The organism is Prevotella sp. P5-50, from assembly GCF_002251295.1.
GTDB lineage: Bacteria > Bacteroidota > Bacteroidia > Bacteroidales > Bacteroidaceae > Prevotella.
Genome location: NZ_NPJA01000035.1, coordinates 75,465 through 94,318, shown reverse-complemented (window position 1 = coordinate 94,318; position 18,854 = coordinate 75,465). Strand labels below are relative to the sequence as shown.

General features: G+C 44.7%; 15 protein-coding genes and 1 rRNA gene. 10 read left to right on the top strand and 6 right to left on the bottom strand.

What is annotated here, in order from left to right:
• Positions 1 to 102: ribosomal RNA gene (gene rrf / locus CIK88_RS08760) — 5S ribosomal RNA — on the top strand; the annotation flags it as partial.
• A 622-nt stretch (positions 103 to 724) separates the two neighbouring features.
• Here the strand turns inward: rrf and CIK88_RS08755 are convergent.
• Both CIK88_RS08755 and pelA read right to left on the bottom strand, forming a co-directional pair.
• Positions 725 to 1,639 (bottom strand): FimB/Mfa2 family fimbrial subunit, encoded by a 915-nt coding sequence (locus CIK88_RS08755; protein ID WP_094390905.1) that lies wholly within the window; start codon positions 1,637 to 1,639, stop codon positions 725 to 727.
• A 337-nt stretch (positions 1,640 to 1,976) separates the two neighbouring features.
• Positions 1,977 to 3,821: a pectate lyase gene (gene pelA / locus CIK88_RS08750; RefSeq protein ID WP_094390906.1), complete on the bottom strand. Its 1,845-nt coding sequence runs from the start codon at positions 3,819 to 3,821 to the stop codon at positions 1,977 to 1,979.
• A gap of 142 nt (positions 3,822 to 3,963) precedes the next feature.
• Here pelA and uvrA point away from each other — a divergent pair, with 142 nt between their 5' ends.
• Positions 3,964 to 6,780, top strand: a complete 2,817-nt coding sequence (uvrA, locus tag CIK88_RS08745; RefSeq protein ID WP_094435920.1) for an excinuclease ABC subunit UvrA — start codon at positions 3,964 to 3,966, stop codon at positions 6,778 to 6,780.
• Here the strand turns inward: uvrA and CIK88_RS08740 are convergent.
• Together CIK88_RS08740 and CIK88_RS08735 are read right to left on the bottom strand one after the other, a co-directional pair.
• Positions 6,777 to 7,574 (bottom strand): RNA methyltransferase, encoded by a 798-nt coding sequence (locus CIK88_RS08740; RefSeq protein WP_094390908.1) that lies wholly within the window; start codon positions 7,572 to 7,574, stop codon positions 6,777 to 6,779. The two genes, uvrA and CIK88_RS08740, sit on opposite strands and share 4 nt — an antisense overlap.
• A 220-nt stretch (positions 7,575 to 7,794) precedes the next feature.
• Positions 7,795 to 10,503, bottom strand: coding sequence for a valine--tRNA ligase (locus CIK88_RS08735; protein ID WP_094435918.1), 2,709 nt, complete (start codon positions 10,501 to 10,503; stop codon positions 7,795 to 7,797).
• 124 nt (positions 10,504 to 10,627) lie between these two features.
• Here CIK88_RS08735 and mazG point away from each other — a divergent pair, with 124 nt between their 5' ends.
• From mazG to CIK88_RS08695, 8 genes are all read left to right on the top strand, one after another.
• Entirely contained in the window at positions 10,628 to 11,476 is an 849-nt protein-coding gene (gene mazG, locus CIK88_RS08730; RefSeq protein ID WP_094390910.1) for a nucleoside triphosphate pyrophosphohydrolase, read from the top strand.
• Between the two features lie 21 nt (positions 11,477 to 11,497).
• Positions 11,498 to 12,172: a lipocalin family protein gene (locus tag CIK88_RS08725; protein ID WP_094390911.1), complete on the top strand. Its 675-nt coding sequence runs from the start codon at positions 11,498 to 11,500 to the stop codon at positions 12,170 to 12,172.
• Between the two features lie 33 nt (positions 12,173 to 12,205).
• The gene (locus CIK88_RS08720; protein ID WP_094435916.1) at positions 12,206 to 13,123 is read left to right on the top strand and encodes a ribonuclease Z; all 918 of its coding nucleotides are present in this window, start codon (positions 12,206 to 12,208) and stop codon (positions 13,121 to 13,123) included.
• Between the two features lie 85 nt (positions 13,124 to 13,208).
• The gene (locus CIK88_RS08715; RefSeq protein WP_094435914.1) at positions 13,209 to 13,517 is read left to right on the top strand and encodes a T9SS type A sorting domain-containing protein; all 309 of its coding nucleotides are present in this window, start codon (positions 13,209 to 13,211) and stop codon (positions 13,515 to 13,517) included.
• Positions 13,518 to 13,612: 95 nt separating this feature from the next.
• Positions 13,613 to 15,049, top strand: coding sequence for a L,D-transpeptidase family protein (locus CIK88_RS08710; protein WP_094435912.1), 1,437 nt, complete (start codon positions 13,613 to 13,615; stop codon positions 15,047 to 15,049).
• On the top strand, positions 15,046 to 15,603 hold the full coding sequence (locus CIK88_RS08705) for an RNA polymerase sigma factor (RefSeq protein WP_094390915.1): 558 nt from the start codon (positions 15,046 to 15,048) through the stop codon (positions 15,601 to 15,603). Before CIK88_RS08710 ends, CIK88_RS08705 begins: the two co-directional genes overlap by 4 nt.
• A gap of 40 nt (positions 15,604 to 15,643) precedes the next feature.
• The gene (locus CIK88_RS08700; RefSeq protein ID WP_094435910.1) at positions 15,644 to 16,006 is read left to right on the top strand and encodes a hypothetical protein; all 363 of its coding nucleotides are present in this window, start codon (positions 15,644 to 15,646) and stop codon (positions 16,004 to 16,006) included.
• Positions 16,007 to 16,028: 22 nt separating this feature from the next.
• Complete coding sequence (locus tag CIK88_RS08695; RefSeq protein WP_144007269.1) at positions 16,029 to 16,481, top strand: hypothetical protein; 453 nt, start codon at positions 16,029 to 16,031, stop codon at positions 16,479 to 16,481.
• 316 nt (positions 16,482 to 16,797) lie between these two features.
• Here CIK88_RS08695 and CIK88_RS08690 read toward each other — a convergent pair whose 3' ends face one another.
• Positions 16,798 to 17,100: a hypothetical protein gene (locus tag CIK88_RS08690; RefSeq protein WP_094435906.1), complete on the bottom strand. Its 303-nt coding sequence runs from the start codon at positions 17,098 to 17,100 to the stop codon at positions 16,798 to 16,800.
• Between the two features lie 13 nt (positions 17,101 to 17,113).
• On the bottom strand, positions 17,114 to 18,445 hold the full coding sequence (locus CIK88_RS08685) for a fimbrillin family protein (protein ID WP_094435904.1): 1,332 nt from the start codon (positions 18,443 to 18,445) through the stop codon (positions 17,114 to 17,116).
• Positions 18,446 to 18,854 lie beyond the last annotated feature (409 nt).

Genomic DNA, 18,854 nt, shown 5'->3' with positions numbered 1-18,854 from the left:
TTGCGGTGGGGTTCCACCTCTTCCCATTCCGAACAGAGAAGTTAAGCCCACTTGCGCCGATGGTACTGCAATGCAATGCGGGAGAGTAGGAGGCCGCCATCTTTTACAAAGCACCTTGTTTCAGCAATGAAGCAAGGTGCTTTTTTCGTTTCCTCCCTTTACGGATCCACGGAACACACAGTACACGGATCCACGGAACACACAGTACACGGAAAATAGTTGAAGATTATTTTCACGATTTCGATACACAAGCAAAGGAGGGCTTAAAACCCAATGGCTTCCACAGCCCAGGACAACGCCCTGAGGACATTATGCAGCATACCCCAACCACGTCTTGTAAGGACAAAACTAAAATCCGTAGCATCTACAACCGTAACCTTGACCTTACATCTCAACTAAAAGCTCAGAAATCAAAATCGCATAGGAAGCTGTCAATGCAATAACTTCGTGACATTCCTTACCATCCGTGTGCGGTTTTCAAAAACCGTTATACTGTTATCTGTAACGCTTTACTGCAAATTATGGAGTAGATTAAACACTCCGTGTCAATCCGGAGTGGTATCTGAGTGCGGTTATATGTTCTGTCACATGAGAGTTAGTAAGGCTTTAAAGAAAGACCACCACTATATAATAAATATAGTGATGGTCTTTATCTTAATAATTGCTTTTACTATAGATGGAGTAATGGACGTTCTGAAATGATTAGACTTATAATCAATAATTGTTAGAATGCGTATGATAGCTCCTCATCGTCAGTCGTGTCGAATGTGTATCCATTACTGACAGAATTGGTAAAGAAGTACCCTGTTGCTTTGGTCGTACAATTTTGTTTCAGCGTTACCGCATTAAATGTACGCGTGCGAATCAGTTTGCCAGAACTATCCTTCATATTGACCTTTACATTGACAACTTGTTCTGTTGCTGTCAGAAAACATGAAATCATTGGACCGTCTATGAATGAATTGTTTGGCGTATTTTTCTTGTAGAAATTAGTTGTGTATGATTGTTTTGCAAAACTAAATCCAGTAGATGGATTGAAAGTGTATTGGTTTGGAGTACCTACATTCTGATCTGGGTCGATGATGATTTCCACTTCATCTACTTCTTCAGGGTAGGGGTCTGTTATACGAAGCATGAATGATGCTGTGATGCGTTTGCCAAAGTTCATAGTAACCTCTTTAGGTTCACCTCTGGTAATATCAACAGACATCGTTGTTGCATAGGTACTCTTGTAGAGTATGATATCATTGATGACCGCTTTATCTGGAGATACGATGTTTGCAGCTCCGTTACTTGGAGTTTTAGCCTTGTGTGCCACAGCTACGAAAGTGTATTTTCCAGCTGGAAGCTCGCAATTAATCTGATCGAAGTTTTCGTTTTCTCCTTTTGTTTTGTTTTCAGTATAAAGCTCTTTGTTGTTTTCGTCGAAAACCTTAAATGCGATACATGTCACTTGTGCTTCTGCAGCACTTGCACGTGACGTTGCGAAATTTTGGTCAGGAAGTACTGAAAAATCAAATCCAGAAAAACTGACTTTTACTGAGACAGGTTCTGTCACTACTGTGTTGTTGTCCTCTGATGAACAAGAGAACAGATGTGCTACAAACAAAGGTAGCAATAAAAAAAAGAATTTTTGCATAGACCTTACAAATTATTGCTGCAAAGTTAAAGTTTATTTTCATACGAAGCACGAAAAAACTCTTAAAAAAGTATAAAAGCAGTATTGATATAACGAAAAATGGCTAATTCTGTCCTTTTTATAGCAGTGTCAAAAGGGTTTTTATAAGAAATTATTTGCGAAAAAACGGTAAAACTGTCAGTTTTATATTGCCCCTGATGATTGATTTAGTATTAAGGTGTCTTATTAATAATATGCTTTTCTATTGAAGAAGTAGTTTTAATAAAAAGAAACAAGGTAATTCTTCACAATGAAGATAACCTTGTTCCTTATAAGTTGTATAGAATGTTATAGAGGCTTAAATCTGACGTCCGTTGATGGCATATTTTTTATTGCCCTTCTCAATGATGATTTTACCATTCTTGACGTATTTGCGCGAAGTCTTATTGGGTGTGATAGTAATCTGTTCGATGCCTGTTGCCGATGAACAATAGACATAGATAATCAAGCAACATTGCTTGTTGCCAATAGAGAATGACAGTTTTTTCTCTACAGGTGCCTCAGTAAAACTAAAAGAGTGAGAAACAGTAGTGTATGTATCGTCAACCTTTGCAGGGAATACATAATCTGTGCTGGAATAGTTAACTCCATTGACGTTCTTGATGTAAGCATCAGCATCGTAGTTATCGTATCCTGTAAAGGTGACTTTCACCACTTTTTTCCCTTCTGGAATATTGATATCGTAGGCATTGGCAGAATACTTGATCGTATTGTTTTTTCCAGCACCATAGACTTTGCCTTTCGCATTTGACACGGTAAATCCATTGTTAAAATGGTAGGTGTTTAGACCATCTCCAGTGGATTCTTCTGAGTAGGTGACTGCAGAGAGCTCAAAGGCTTCACCTTCGCCGCCTTGTGTGGCATCGATACGCTTTTTCCAGGCGGGATACTCTTCGCTGATGAGTTTCTGACACCAACTGCCGAGATACTGGTAACTGGCTCTGTTAGTAGCCATCAGCGAGGTAGCCACAGGTACACCCTTGCTATCGATGACCGGGTCGGTATCAGCATAATTATAGAGGAAACGATAGAAGAGGTGAGGGTACTCGTTTTTGTAGATAGAGAAGATGGGTTTGTAGGCATTTTCAGCTTTGTAGCTCGACGTAGCAATTTCGTTTTCGGTGTAGGTATAATCTACGCCGTTGTAGTTATAGGTACGCTTCTTGCCACGCTCTTCCAGTTTTTTGAAAAATTTGTCGTAGATTTTCTTACCACTCTCACCGCCAATCTGTATGAATCGTCCCCAAATAGCGCTACCGCTTTTGTCGATGATACGACGGTCTTGCTCGCCTTTTGCATTTGTGAAATCTTCAATGGCCTTACCCTCTATCTTATGGTTGTCGAGCCAAGTCACAGCCGCTGTAATAGCCTCCTGGAGTTCGGTAGAAGGTTTCTCGACAGTCATCAAGAAGGAGATAAGGTTGGCAGATTCATATCCGCTGACAGAAGGCAGTTCGTGAGGGCGTCCTTCTGCTGGCAGAAAATCGACAGGGTCGTGCTGTGCACACCATGCAGCCTTGACACCATTGTCATCGATTTGGCATTTCAGAATCACGTCGATGGCTTTATTGAAAGATGTCATACACTTAGTGCGTATGGTTTCGTCTGCAATATTGGTGAAATCGCCCTTGTTGTTATTGATGTCACGCAAGAGTTTCATCACATTGGAGACGAGGTCATCGTTGAAGGTGATGTAGTCTTGGTAACTGCCGTTGCCCGACAGCGGCCAGTATTGTGACCATCCGCCGCATGATTTCTCCGAAGTGAAGATCATATCAAGACCTTTAGTGAAGGCTGTACGGTATTTTTCTATCTTTGTGGCTTGCCATACTTTTGCCAAGAATCGCATCTCCTGTGTTGTTGCCGCATTATCGAGACAGGAATGCTCATCGCGACTAGCCTTCAGGTTTGCTAACTGATCGGGAGTGAGTTTGTGTAGTTGATCATTTTTCATCCATCCTCCCGTCGTCTTCTGTACATCGAGCACAATATCGGCGATGGCTTTAGCCTCATCGGTACCATACCATTCGGCTCCCATTTTTCCGTTGCAGACATCAGCCCATGACAACGTGGTTATATCGGTGGCGTTGACACCTGTACATAGTCCTAGCAACGCAATGACTGTGAGTAAATAGTGCTTCATAGAAAATTATGTTTTAGTAAGTTTGTTGTTTCCTAGTTTGGTTGCAAAGTTACAAATAATATTCTTAAATAAAAGAAAAAGTATGATTTTCTTTGTTATTCAGTCTCTTTTCCCTAACTTTGTGGTTCATTTGGATATAAATATGAACGACTATATTGAGATAAAAGGTGCGCGGGTCAACAATCTTAAGAATATCAATGTGAAGATACCCCGCAACAAACTGATTGTGGTGACTGGAGTCAGTGGCAGTGGTAAATCGTCATTGGCATTTGATACCTTGTATGCTGAAGGTCAGCGTCGCTACGTGGAGAGCCTGTCGAGTTATGCTCGTCAGTTTCTAGGACGTATGAACAAGCCCGAATGTGACTTTATCAAAGGTATTCCGCCTGCCATTGCCATCGAACAGCGTGTGATTTCACGCAATCCTCGTTCTACTGTAGGTACTACCACAGAGATTTACGAATACCTCCGACTGCTGTTTGCCCGAATAGGTAGAACCTACTCGCCGATTAGTGGTCAAGAGGTGAAGAAACATTCCACGGAGGATATCATCGCTTGTACCCAGCAATATGCGGCAGGAACTCGTTTCTTGATTATGGCTCCTGTAGTACTCCCTGAATCGCGTACATTGGGTCAGCAACTTAAAACCTACGTTTATAATGGATATTCTCGCTTGTTTGCCAAGGGCGAACTCTCGCGCATAGACGATTATCTGCAAGTGCATCCAGAAGCAGAAACGGCAACGACTGCTGAGGGTCTATACCTCGTGATAGACCGTATGGCGGTAGATGCCGCCAAAGATGCTGTGTCGCGATTGACAGACTCTACAGAAACAGCCTTCTATGAAGGTAATGGAGAATGTCGGTTGGTGTTCATGCCTTCGATGATTTCCTATGATTTCTCTATGCGTTTTGAAGCGGATGGAATCACCTTTGAAGAACCTAACGACAATATGTTCTCGTTCAACTCTCCAGCCGGAGCCTGTCCTGAATGTCAGGGTTTTGGCAATATCATCGGTATCGACGAACACTTGGTGATTCCTGACACGTCACTGTCGGTATATGACGGTTGTGTGGTATGCTGGCATGGTGAAAAGATGAAAGCATGGAAAGAGGAATTCTGTCGCAGAGCAGCCCTTGACGATTTTCCTATCTTTGAACCCTATTATAATCTGACACAAAAGCAGAAAAACCAACTCTGGCACGGCTTGCCGTCAGACCGCAAACGTGCTAAGGGAGAACGGGTGTCGATAGATGATTTCTTCCGCATGGTAACAGAAAATCAGTATAAGATACAATACCGTGTGATGTTGAGCCGATACCGTGGTAAAACCACTTGTCCGAAGTGTCACGGATCACGACTGAAGCCCGAAGCCAACTACGTGAAAATTGCAGGCAGAAGCATTAGCGACCTTGTGGAAATGCCCATTGTGCGACTGAAAACATGGTTTGACCAACTCGACCTTGAACCGCAAGATGCACAGATAGCTAAACGCCTTCTGACGGAAATCAACTCCCGTTTGCAGTTTATGCTGGACGTAGGTCTCGGATATCTCACCCTCAACCGCATGTCAAACACGCTGTCGGGCGGTGAGAGCCAACGTATCAATCTCACCACCTCGCTCGGTTCATCGCTCGTAGGATCACTCTATATCCTTGACGAACCCAGTATAGGTCTTCATAGTCGTGATACCGACCGTCTCATCCGTGTGCTCCGCCAGTTACAGGCTCTTGGCAATACCGTAGTCGTGGTGGAACATGATGAAGAGATGATGCGTGCTGCCGATTATATCATCGATATAGGTCCTGATGCAGGCCGACTCGGAGGTGAAATTGTGTTTGAAGGGGATGTTAAGCAAATCAGCGAAAAGGAGTTGGAAGAGAATCCCCACAGTCACACGCTCCGCTATCTGTCTGGTAAAGATACTATTGTTGTGCCTTCTACCCGCAGACCATGGAATCGCAAAATCAATATTAATGGTGCGCGAATGAATAATCTTCGGGGAGTGGATGTGTCCATCCCACTCAATGTAATGACGGTGGTGACGGGAGTCAGTGGAAGTGGAAAATCGAGCCTTATCAAGGGAATCTTTTATCCCGCCCTCAAGCGATTGCTGGGGGATGTATGTGATGCGCCTGGCGAATTTAGCGGTCTTACCGGAGATATTGATGCAGTGAAACGCGTAGAATTTGTAGATCAGAATCCAATAGGACGATCCACTCGTTCCAATCCAGCCACTTACGTCAAAGCCTATGATGCCATTCGCGAACTCTTTGCTGCCCAGCCATTAGCGCAGCAAATGGGCTTCACAGCGCAGTATTTCTCATTCAACGCAGAAGGCGGACGATGTGAAGAGTGTAAAGGTGCGGGTGTCATCAATGTGGAGATGCAGTTTATGGCAGATCTCGTATTGGAGTGTGAAGCATGTCACGGCCACCGCTTTAAGCGCGATATCTTAGACGTGCGCTTTGAAGGCAAGAATATTGATGAGGTATTGGGAATGACCATTTCAGAGGCCATTCAATTCTTTGGGGAATACAACCAGAAAACTATCGTCAGCCGACTCAAACCGTTGGAGGATGTGGGACTGGGTTACATCAAACTCGGACAAAATTCATCTACGCTATCGGGAGGAGAGAACCAACGTGTGAAATTGGCATACTTCATAGGGCAGGAGAAACAGTCGCCTACGGTGTTCATATTCGACGAACCTACCACTGGTCTTCACTTTCATGACATTAAACGACTGCTCCGTTCTTTCGATGCACTGATCAGTCGAGGCCACAGCGTAGTCATCATCGAACACAACCTTGACGTCATCAAGTGTGCCGACTATATCATAGACCTTGGTCCCGACGGTGGTGACCGTGGTGGTAACCTTGTATGTGCAGGCACACCTGAAGAGGTGGCAACATGTGAAACGAGTGTGACAGGACGTTACCTCAAAGAGAAACTCTAACGCTTGCCCAATTCCCAGAATGCTACAGCCGATGCTGCTGCCACATTGAGTGAATCGACTTGATGGGACATGGGAATACGCACTACGTAATCGGCATCACTCACTACATCGTGGGGGAGGCCGTCTCCCTCTGTTCCCAAAACGATGGCTAGCCGAGGCTCTTCCTTCAGTGTCTCATGGTCTAAAGCTACGGAGTCGTCGGTCAGCGCCATGGCTGCTGTCTTGAATCCATAATCATGAAGTGAACTGATAGGGCCGTCTATCCATGTCCAAGGTACGAGAAACACCGATCCCATTGATACGCGTACCGCTCTGCGGTTGAGCGGGTCACATGAGTTTCTGGTCAACAGCACACCGTCAATGCCCAATGCAGCTGCCGACCGGAATATGGCTCCGATATTAGTGGTATCTACCACGTTATCAATAACAGCCACCCGTCGTGCATCGTGGCAAATGTCTTCCACCTGAGGCATGCTCCATCGCTTCATGGCACACAATACACCTCTTGTCAACGCATAGCCGGTCAGTTCTGTGAGAAGATGTCGTGGCCCCGTATAGACTGGCACATCACCTATTGCAGCGATGATGTCACTGGCGTCACCTGTAATATGCCGCTCTTCACAAAGCAATGCTATCGGTTGACAACCTGCCTGTAATGCTACTCTGATGACTTTCGGACTTTCTGCAATGAAAATGCCTTCTTCTGTCTCTTTAACCTGTCGCAGCTGTGCTTCGGTCAACTTACTGAAAAGTTCGATACCTGGATGTGAGAGTGATGTGATGGGTATAATCATGAGTTAGTAATGTCTTTTTGTATTAGACTGCAAAATTACTACTTTCGTGGGAAATAATCAAGAAAACGAAGCATGAAATCTTACTAAGACCTTAACCGCAAATCCAATTGATTGGTGGTTATATTTGATGGGAAACATGGCGAACAGCCTGATTTAGAAAACGAGAAACGGCGCGGTGGGGAATGCCCACCGCGCCGTTTCTTAAATATATGAATACAGATTACTGTTGTGCACGAAGTGCTTCCAATGATTCTTTCAGTGCTGCAATCTTCTCCTCTGAATCGCTCTGCTTCTTGCGCTCCAGGGCAACGACAGCCTCAGGAGCATTGGCTACAAAGCGCTCGTTAGAGAGTTTCTTCATGACGCCTGCCAGGAATCCTTCAAGGTGCTTCAACTGAGCCTCTTGCTTTTCTATCTCGGCAGCAATGTCAATCATGTTGCCAAGAGGAATGGCAAACTCATCAGTTCCTACCATGAAGGCAGCAGCGGTAGTGTCTTTCTCTGCCACAGTATCGATCTCGCTGATATTGGCCATCTTCACAATCACATCGGTGTAAGTTTCGTAATGGTTGATGCCCACTACCTGAAGAACGAGTGCCTCTTTCGGAGCGATATTCTTCTGGTTGCGTACCATGCGTACACCCGACACAATCTGCTTCACCAACTCAATGTCAGCGGCAAGAGCCTTCTCCTGATCCGTGGGGGCATCAAGGTGCAGACTCTCACGCATGATGCTTTCGCCGTTCTTGCGCTCGTAGAGAGCCTGCCACAGTTCTTCTGTGATGAACGGCATGAAGGGGTGAAGCATCTTCAAGAGAATATCGAAGAAATGGAGTGTAGCCTCGTAGGTCTTTTTGTCGATGGGCTGTGCCTCGCCATTGATGTAGGCAGGCTTCACCATTTCCAAGTACCAGCTTGAGAACTCGTCCCAGAAGAGTTTATAGACAGCCATCAGGGCTTCAGAGATGCGGTATTTGGAGAACAGATCCTGCAGTTCCTCGTTGACCTCTTTGAGCTTAGCTTCAAACCATGCTGTTGCAGTCTTGCTGGCCTCGGGTTGTTCAATGTCTGCCACCTGCCATCCTTTTACCAGACGGAAGGCATTCCAGATCTTATTATTGAAATTACGACCCTGTTCGCAGAGAGAGTCATCGAAGAGTATATCATTGCCTGCAGGAGCAGAAAGCATCATTCCCATGCGTACACCGTCAGCACCGTATTTTTCGATGAGTTCGATGGGGTCGGGACTGTTGCCGAGAGATTTCGACATCTTACGCCCCAGCTTATCACGCACGATACCTGTGAAATAAACGTGTTTGAACGGCATCTTCCCTACGTATTCATAGCCAGCCATGATCATGCGGGCAACCCAGAAGAAGATAATGTCCGGACCAGTAACAAGGTCGCTCGTGGGATAATAGTAGTTGATTTCTTCATTGCCGGGATTGTTGATGCCGTCAAAGAGTGAGATGGGCCACAACCAAGAGGAGAACCATGTGTCGAGGGCATCTTCATCCTGACGTAGGTCAGCATCGGTTATAGTAGCATCTTTCTCCTTGGCCAACTGCAGGGCTTTCTCGCGGGTTTCTGCCACAACGAAATCACCTTGCTCATTATAATAATACGCAGGAATGCGATGACCCCACCAGAGCTGACGGGAGATACACCAGTCTTGGATATTCTCAAGCCAGTTCTTGTAGGTGTTCTTATATTTCTCAGGATAGAACTTGATGTCGTCGTCCATAACGGGAGGCAACGCAATATCTGCAAAATGCTGCATGCGGAGGAACCACTGGAGAGAGAGACGTGGCTCGATAGCGGTGTCTGGGTTGCGCTCAGAGTAGCCCACCTTGTTGGTGTAGTCCTCAATACGCTCCATCAGTCCTGCCTTTTTGAGGTCTTCTGCTATCTTCTTACGGCAGTCGAAGCGGTCCATACCTACATAGAGTGGAGACTGCTCGGAAATCGTTCCGTCGGCATTGAAGATATCGATGGTCTCAAGATTGTGGGTCTTGCCAAGCATATAGTCGTTGGTGTCGTGGGCAGGGGTAACCTTCAAGCATCCTGTACCAAACTCAATATCCACATATCGGTCTTCAATGACAGGAATCACACGACCTACAAGGGGTACGATGACCTTACGGCCCTTGAGCCATTGGTTCTTCGGGTCTTTCGGGTTGATACACATAGCGGTGTCACCCATGATGGTTTCAGGACGTGTGGTGGCCACAACAGCATAATAGCCTTTGGCATCCTTATGAATGATGTTGCCTTCTGCCAGCAGTGCTTCTTCATTGTCCAGTGAGGTGAGTCCGTCAACATAGTATTTGAGATGGAAGAGATGGCTTTTCTCTTCACGGTAGATAACCTCCTCGGTAGAAAGTGCTGTCAGGGCTTTTGGATCCCAGTTCACCATGCGTAAACCACGATAGATGAGTCCCTTGTTGAAGAGATCCACAAAAACCTTGATGACGCTCTCCGAACGTTTCTCGTCCATGGTGAATGATGTGCGGTCCCAATCACATGAAGCTCCCAGTCGGCGCAACTGCTTGAGAATGATGCCTCCATGCTCGTCGGTCCATTCCCATGCGTGTTTGAGAAACTCGTCTCGACTCAAATCGTGCTTCTTGATTCCCTGTTCTGCAAGTTTTTTCACCACCTTGGCTTCGGTAGCGATAGAAGCATGGTCGGTTCCAGGAACCCAACATGCATTTTTGCCTTCCATACGAGCACGTCGTACAAGAATATCCTGAATGGTATTGTTCAACATGTGGCCCATGTGCAACACGCCAGTGACATTGGGGGGCGGGATGACAACAGTGTAGGGTTCACGTCCGTCTGGTTTTGAGGCAAACAGCTTGTTGTCCAACCAGTATTGGTACCATTTCGATTCAACCTCTTTTGGGTCGTATTTACTTGCTAATTCCATATTAAATATAATAAATCTTCTTTAATAATGTGCAAAGGTACTAATAAGCAAGGAAAATGCCAAATAAAATTTTGGTTTTTCGCTTGGTTCTTAGTACCTTTGCACTATTGTAATTATAATGACAATGCATACAAGAGAAGAAAAAATGGAAGCTTTCGGGCGTATGCTCGATGTTCTCGACACACTTCGGGAAAAATGCCCGTGGGACAAAAAACAGACCAATGAAAGCCTGCGTCCCAATACGATAGAGGAAACTTATGAGTTGTGTGATGCACTCATCAAGGATGATGTGAAAGAGATCTGCAAGGAGCTCGGAGATGTGTTGCTCCATGTGGGTTTCTATGCCAGAATGGGAGAAGAAAAGCAACAATTTGATATAGCCGATGTCTGTAACCATTTGGTTGATAAACTGATATTCCGTCATCCTCATGTCTATCACCCTTCGCAGGTGGGAGCCTCTCATCCCCTGCCATTGCCTTATGGCGAGAATGGTGAAGCCAGTGAATATCAGAAGGCTGACAGTGTAGAAAAGGTGTTGGACAACTGGGAGCAAATCAAACAGAAAGAAAAGGACGGCAACAAAACCGTACTGTCTGGTGTACCAGCCTCGCTGCCTTCCATCATCAAGGCTTATCGCATCCAGGACAAAGCACGCCATGTGGGATTCGACTGGGAAGACCGGCAGGATGTGTGGGCAAAGGTGCGTGAAGAACTTACCGAACTGGAAACAGAACTCAAGAAAGAGGATAAACAGCGGTCGGAAGAGGAATTGGGAGACTTCATCTTCTCTGTCATCAATGCTGCCCGACTTTATCATCTCAATCCGGATAATGCCTTGGAACTGACCAACCAGAAATTCATCCGACGCTTCAATTATATTGAGCAACACAGCCTCAAAGTGGGTAAACCGCTCACTGAGATGACGCTGGAGGAAATGGACCAACTTTGGAACGAAGCAAAAGCACAGGAATAATCAACCCAAAAATTTAATAAAATGATGATGTTAACCAAAAGAAATTTGATTCCATTTGCCGTGGTAGCCATGGCAATTGTGACTATCTGCAGTTGCGGAGGAAAAGAAAAACGTGTACCTTTTGACAGTGGTGACTCAACAAGCAACGTACTTCAAGACAAGACAGTATATGGTGTCTGTGGAGACGGAACTGCCATGCATACCTTGCAAATCATTACTGACCTCGGAGATACCGTGACCTTTGATATTGCAGCGGCTGTGGATAATAATAAAGTGTTTGGAGGACTCCAGGCGGGCGACAGAATTGCCGTAGTGCCGGGAACTGACAAAAATACAGCGGTCTGTGTCATCAACCAGACCTCATTGCTCGGAAATTGGGTGATGCCCAATCCGCTTGACGGAAGTGATGAAGTGGGCTTCAGCATCAAAGAAGGTGGTGTGGTGGAAGGTATTGAACAGAGTTCTATCATCTACAAAACCTGGCGTTTGTTGAACGGACAACTTGAAGTGGTGAGCGAACGCGAAAGCGGTGGAGGTATCGAAGATATTGCCTTGTATAATATCATCAAACTGACTGCCGACTCTCTCATCATCAAGGATGCTGAGGATACCTTTGAATATGGTCGTCAACAAACTAAGAAAGAACACTCGGACATCAAACTTGAAGAGGCTTCGAGTGAAGACTTTAAAATATAATTGCTGTTCGAAATACTAACCGACTGTTCTCACATGGAACCATTTCGTGTGCATATACTTGGGTGCGGAAGCGCACTGCCTACACTCCGCCACTTTGCCTCATCGCAAGTGGTGGAGATGAGGGGAAAACTGTTTATGGTAGATTGTGGAGAGGGTACTCAGATGCAACTGAGACGCTCACGTATCCGGTTTACCAAAATTTCTGCTGTGTTTATCAGCCATCTCCATGGTGACCATTGCTTCGGACTTATTGGCATGCTGAGCACATTCGGACTCCTGGGACGTACGGCAAAACTCGATGTCTATGGACCTGCACCACTGGGAGATGTGATGCGGCAACAGATGAAGATCTTCTGCCATGATTTCGACTATGAGGTTGTGTTTCATGATGTTGATACCCGACAGCAACAAGTGGTCTATGAAGATCGTTCACTGACCGTGGAGACTGTTCCCCTCGAACATAGAATGCCATGTTGCGGATACCTCTTCCGCGAAAAACCGACCTTGCCGCATATCCGACGCGACGTGCTGGATGCCTACCATATTCCCGTGTCTCAAATCAATAATATCAAGGCGGGAGCTGACTGGGTGAGTGAAGATGGTGAACGGGTGAGCAATAGCCTGCTCGTTGAACCTGCCGATCCTCCTCGTAGCTATGCGTATTGCAGCGACACACGCTATATTCCGAACCTTGCATCGAGAATCAAAGGGGTGAGTGTGCTCTACCATGAGAGCACCTACACAGAGGAATATGTGGCTCTGGCAGAGAAATACATGCACTCCACAGCTCAACAGGCTGCCATGGTGGCACGTGATGCTGAGGCTGGAAAATTGGTGTTGGGACATTATTCTTCAAGGTGTGAAGACGAAAAAATACTGCTTGACGAGGCCAAACAGATTTTCCCTGATTCCATGCTTGCCAACGAGGGATTGACCATTGATGTGGAATAAATCGGTGAAAACAAGAGTGAAAATTTTGATATTTCAAAGAATATTCTTATTTTTGCAACAAATTATAAATAAATAACCGTATCACATGAGGAGATTGCTATTGTTGATAGCACTTTTTGCAACTGCAATGTTGACGCTGCCTGTTCAGGCTGCGAATAGCAACATGGTGTCTGTTGCGCGCGAGGCTGGCAACGAAGAAATCCATATTTCTGTAGCGAAAAATGCTGTTCATGTGATGGGCGCACAAGGCAAGATATTGGAGGTCATTTCATTGATCGGACGCCATGTGATGACTGTTAGAATAGATAGTCCTGCGCAGAAAATCGAACTTAATCTTCCAAAAGGGTGTTACATTATCAAGGTTGGCAAAGTGACAAGAAAAGTCATTCTCTGATTTTCGCAATTCTTTCTCTTGTCATCCTGTTTACAGCATGTAACGGTCACCATGAGAAACAAGATGTTGAGACAATAAAGAATGTCATCGGAGAAATGAAGTCCGAACAATATGTCATGGATGCGCAAAGCATCAGGAAATATATTGTGGAATCATGCCGGCAATATGCGTCAAGCCGATATAAATTCATGGCACAATACTATGAAAACAATGGGGCGTTACTATGGACTGACCGCTATGGACTGCGACCGCAAGCGGATTCTCTCATTGCCCGATTGCACCAAATAGATGAATATGGCTTTTCTCCACAGGCTTTTCAAATCGATGAAATAGAAGCGGATGCACAACGTGTACGTAACTTGGATTTCGATCAATCACATCCTGCTGGAAAAATATGTGCGAGTCTGGAATATAGACTTTCTAAGGCTTATCTCCGACTTGTCACAGGACAGCGGTATGGTTTCGTCAACCCACACAAGGCTTATGTCTTTCAAACGGCTAAGGCGGATACCACAGGGACAATGAGAGGGAAGATGACGTTGCTCTACGACTTACCTGTTGAACACCCTTCCGCTGAGTTCTATCAACAGGCATTCAATGAGGTCCTTGCCAATAGGGTGGGTGAGGAGATGGATAGAAACGAACCGACTGATCCACTCTATAAAGAACTCAAAAAGAAACTCCACGATGCGAAAGGACCTGACCGACGCCGTATCTTGGTCAATATGGAGCGTTGCAGATGGCGCAAAGCACACGAAGTTTCTCTGAGCGGACGTCGTGTGGTGGTAAACATACCGGCATTCGAACTTTATGCTTACCAGGAGGACCAATGCCACTCCATGCGCATAGGCTGTGGAACAAGCGAAACACGTACACCTCTGCTTTCTAGCGAAATCACCTATTTCCAAGTCAACCCCGAATGGGGCATCCCGCAAAGCATCATCAATAAGGATGTGGCACGACACGCAGGAGATAGTAGCTATTTTGCAAAACATAGATACCATATCATCGAACGGGCTACAGGAAAACATATAGATGCCCGATTCGTGACCCGACAGATGCTGACCAATGGTATATGTCGCGTTGCACAGGAGGGTGGACCTGGCAATGCCATGGGACGTATCGTATTCCGATTTAAAAATAACTATTCGGTCTATCTGCACGACACGTCATCACCGGGCTTCTTTGCCAATGCCGTCAGAATGGTGTCACACGGATGTGTGAGGATACAGAAACCATTTGAGTTCGCACAATACCTGCTCGAAGATGCTGATGAATGGACGCTGGAACGCATACGTATCTCTATGGGAATCCGACCCGAGACACAACGTGGACGTGACTACATCCGGAAACACCCGTTGCTGGAGGAGAAAACCTATCGCCTGGTGTCTGTCATGCGACTGCCACACCCCGTACCCATATACATTGTGTATTATACAATCTACCCCGATGCAGAGGGACAGCTTCAATACTATCCTGACGTCTATGCTTATGATGATGCGATCTGGAATGAAATAAAAACGATATCATGAGTCAGGAGAAATTCAACGAAAAACAACTCGTAGAACTTCTCAAACGACCTGAAACAAGACGTAAGGCTTTTGAGATTGTGGTACGCCAATATAGCGAAACGCTCTATTGGAAGGTGAGACGTATGGTCCTCACACATGATGATGCTGACGATGTGATGCAGAATGTGATGCTGAAAGCATGGACTAATATCGACTCTTTCCAACAACAGTCACTCCTTTCTACATGGCTTTACCGTATTGCCATCAACGAGAGTCTTAACTTCATCCGAAGCCAACGCAATAAAGCGGTGAATATCGATGCTGACAAACAAGCAGAACTGGCTGATAGACTCATGGCTGACCCTTATTTTGATGGGGACGAAACAGCTGCGCAACTCCAACAGGCCATAGCCTCGCTCCCTGATGTGCAACGCACCGTTTTCAACCTGCGCTATTATGACAATATGAAATATAGTGAGATGAGCCAACTCCTCGATACAACTGAAGGGGCGCTGAAAGCGTCTTATCATATTGCAGTGAAGAAGATCACCGAGTTTTTCAATCAGAAGGATTAAACCTTTTGCGCCATTATACGTCAAACAAAAAAAAGAAACAATGAACGAAGAGAAATATATACACCAGCAAATGAAAGGAAAACAACCTTTCAAAGTGCCAGAAGGATATTTCGACGATTTGGCAATGAGAATCATGACAAATCTACCCGATGCTGAACAGCATGGTGCTACACCTACTGTTGCTGTTCATAAACATCGGACGGTAAGATTATGGCTATCGGCTGCTGCGGCTTGTCTCGCTGTCATGGTAGTAGCTACCGCTCTCCTTTTCCAACAGGATTCTCCACAACATGTCTATAAGGTGCAAGCAACAGAAATGTCTGGCGATAAATTTGTTGATGAGGCTGCTGACTATGCCATGATTGATAATACTGACATCTATGCCTATCTCGAAGATAATTGATGACCCACAAAATCCTGCAACAATGAAGACTAAGTTTCACACCATACTGTTAATGATCGTCATGGCTATGATGACGTCAGTAGCCTGGGCTCAAAACAACCAAAAGTTCTCTCCAAAACAATTCGATGCAGAACTCACGGCATACGTGATAAAGAAAGCGCACCTCACACCGCAAGAGGCTGATAGACTCATCCCTTTGATGAAACAGATGCACAGCCGCCAACGAACGGTGTTTGTAAGAATTAGAAATACGCACAAGACGCTACGCGAACACCCTAACGACAACGAGGCTTGCCGTAAGGCTTTGATAGAGCGCGACAAACTGAATATTGAACTCAAAACCATCGAACAGAAATTCCATAACAAGATGATGCGGGTGGTTCCTGCCAGCAAAGTCCTTGCTGCCGTTGAGGCTGAAGACCGCTTCTTCCGTCATGCCATGAAACAATGGAAAAATCGTCCACCCAAGAAATAACGCTTCACCGTCACACGGATTTTTTCCCCACCATGTGCGCTTCCTTTTAACGTCACACAGATATTCTGGAACAGTGAGAGCAGAGGGAAAACTCGGTTTCACTTTGCCGAGTCGTGACAGAATAAGCCAAAGGCAAATCACAGAAACGTTGGTGCTCCGGAAAATAATCCACGGATCACACGGAGGACACGGAGTGTTTAGTTTATAGGTTATGGGTTATAGGTTAGTGTTTAGTGGTTAGCGTTAAGGTAAACGTTAAGGTTATAGTTTATAGTTTATAGTTTAAAGTTTATAGTTTAAAGGTTATAGATTCTAGTTAAAGATTCTCTTTGAGATTTTCATTAAGATTTCGAGCATCTCCGATGCGATCCCCAAGAAACCCCTCCTGCAAAGCAACGTACTGTTGCGTATTTTGGTCAAAGATTTTTGTTAAAGATTTCGTTTGGAGATAAACTGCGAATCCACAATATTTCTTGCGAAGCAACATCTTAAAGAAGATTTCCCCCAAAGATTTCTTGCGAAGCAACTTCCAAAATAATTCCGTGGATAAATTCCGATGATTGATTTCTGTGACAACATAAAAGATGCGCCCAAGTATATCACCCGGACGCATCATCATTATTCTCAAATTATTATTTTGTAAACCGTGCAACAGCAACAGGACGGAGAATTGCTTTATTAGTAGTTAGTCTTAAATCTCTCTTAACTTTAGAGCTGAGTAGATACCCTCTAATCGTTCCGTTGTCATCATAAAAATAATCCTCATTATTCTCTAACTTAGGAGCTGGTATTTTTTGATTTATTATACCTGTTCCTGTCGAATAAATAACATCCATTTCTGCTTCATTAGGCAAGTGCCAACCAGTTATTTCATTTTCTGATGCGATTTCCGACAATTTAGAATTGATGGAATTACGAGCTTCTTCTTGACTCATCGTACCATTACATACATCTGAATACTGATTCGGATGCAACAGCACCACCTTGATAGCATTACTTTCTTCGGTGCGACTCAATACATAACACCTTTTATAAAGGGTACCAACCTCAGGAGCTGTTTCATTGATAGTAGGACCAGAACCTCCATCCTGAGTATTGGTCTCATCGAAGTTAAAGACGATATCCTCAGTACCCTGCCATGTAGCCCCCGTGATAGTACCCGTCACATGAAAATTTTGTTTCTCAGTATAGGTAGCATCAATATGATATAGATAGTTGCTTTTCCATTTATCGGTCAACTGATAGGTATAACCTTTAGCATTTCCATTCGTTGTCATACTAATCTTCACAGAGGCAGATGCATCAACATCAAACAACACGTGTCTTGGTGTTTTCAACTCCCATGTACCCGATTCCGTACCAGATTTTTCCAGTGTGATCACTTCAATATTCACATCTTTCATTGTACCGTCAAAAGCCATACTCTTATACGTCTTCGACAGCGTCACACTCACAGCAGTGACATCGTCAGGAACCTGTTTGATGACGATAGATTCAATCTTCGACACACAGCGATTCATCAACAGGTTGATAGTGTTAGCTTCTCCTTTCGTCGTAGTCACCGAACTGTTTGCCCTCATCAAGTCCCCATGCTCTTGTCCGTCTTGCAAGGTAATCACAGAAGCAAGTGTAGCCTCTTTCACACTGGGCAACGTATATTTTCCCTCTGCCACACCTCCGAAGGCATACACATCATACACACCTTCTACCAAGTCATAGACAACACTCGCGTCAGCAGATTCGATACGCCGAAAGTCAATACACGCCTTGTTGGCATCAAACAGATAAACAGCCACAGGATACGCCACTTCTTCAGCCCCACTCTCCGAGCGAGTGGTAACAGTCAAACTACTTTCTGGGTTAACTGGGGTTACCTCAGAGAATTCTTTTTCACAGGATGTCAAGAGGGTCATTGACACCACAGTCATGACAATACTCACGACCAATTGAATGTTCTTTTTCATTGTTTAGTTTTATGTTTTGTTGTTATTGGTTCTTCATCGCTTTTTTTTATTAATCAGACAAAAGTACAAAAAATCACAGAAACAAAGAAAGAAAATTAAAGGAAAATCAAAAAAATCCACGGATCACACGGAGAACACGGAGTGTTTAGTTTAAAGGTTATAGTTTAAAGGTTATAGTTTAAAGGTTATAGGTTAGAGTTTAGTGGTTAGTGGTTAGAGGTTATAGAGGATGAATAATTTCTGGCCTCCGGCCATATTTTATTAAAGATTTCCTCCAAGATTTCTTGCCGTAGGCAACTAAAAATCCACGGAACACACTGAGGACACGGAGAATACAGAAAAGATTTTTGTTAAATATTATTCTCAATATTTTCGTGTGTAATTGAATTATTTCTTGCGAAGCAACATC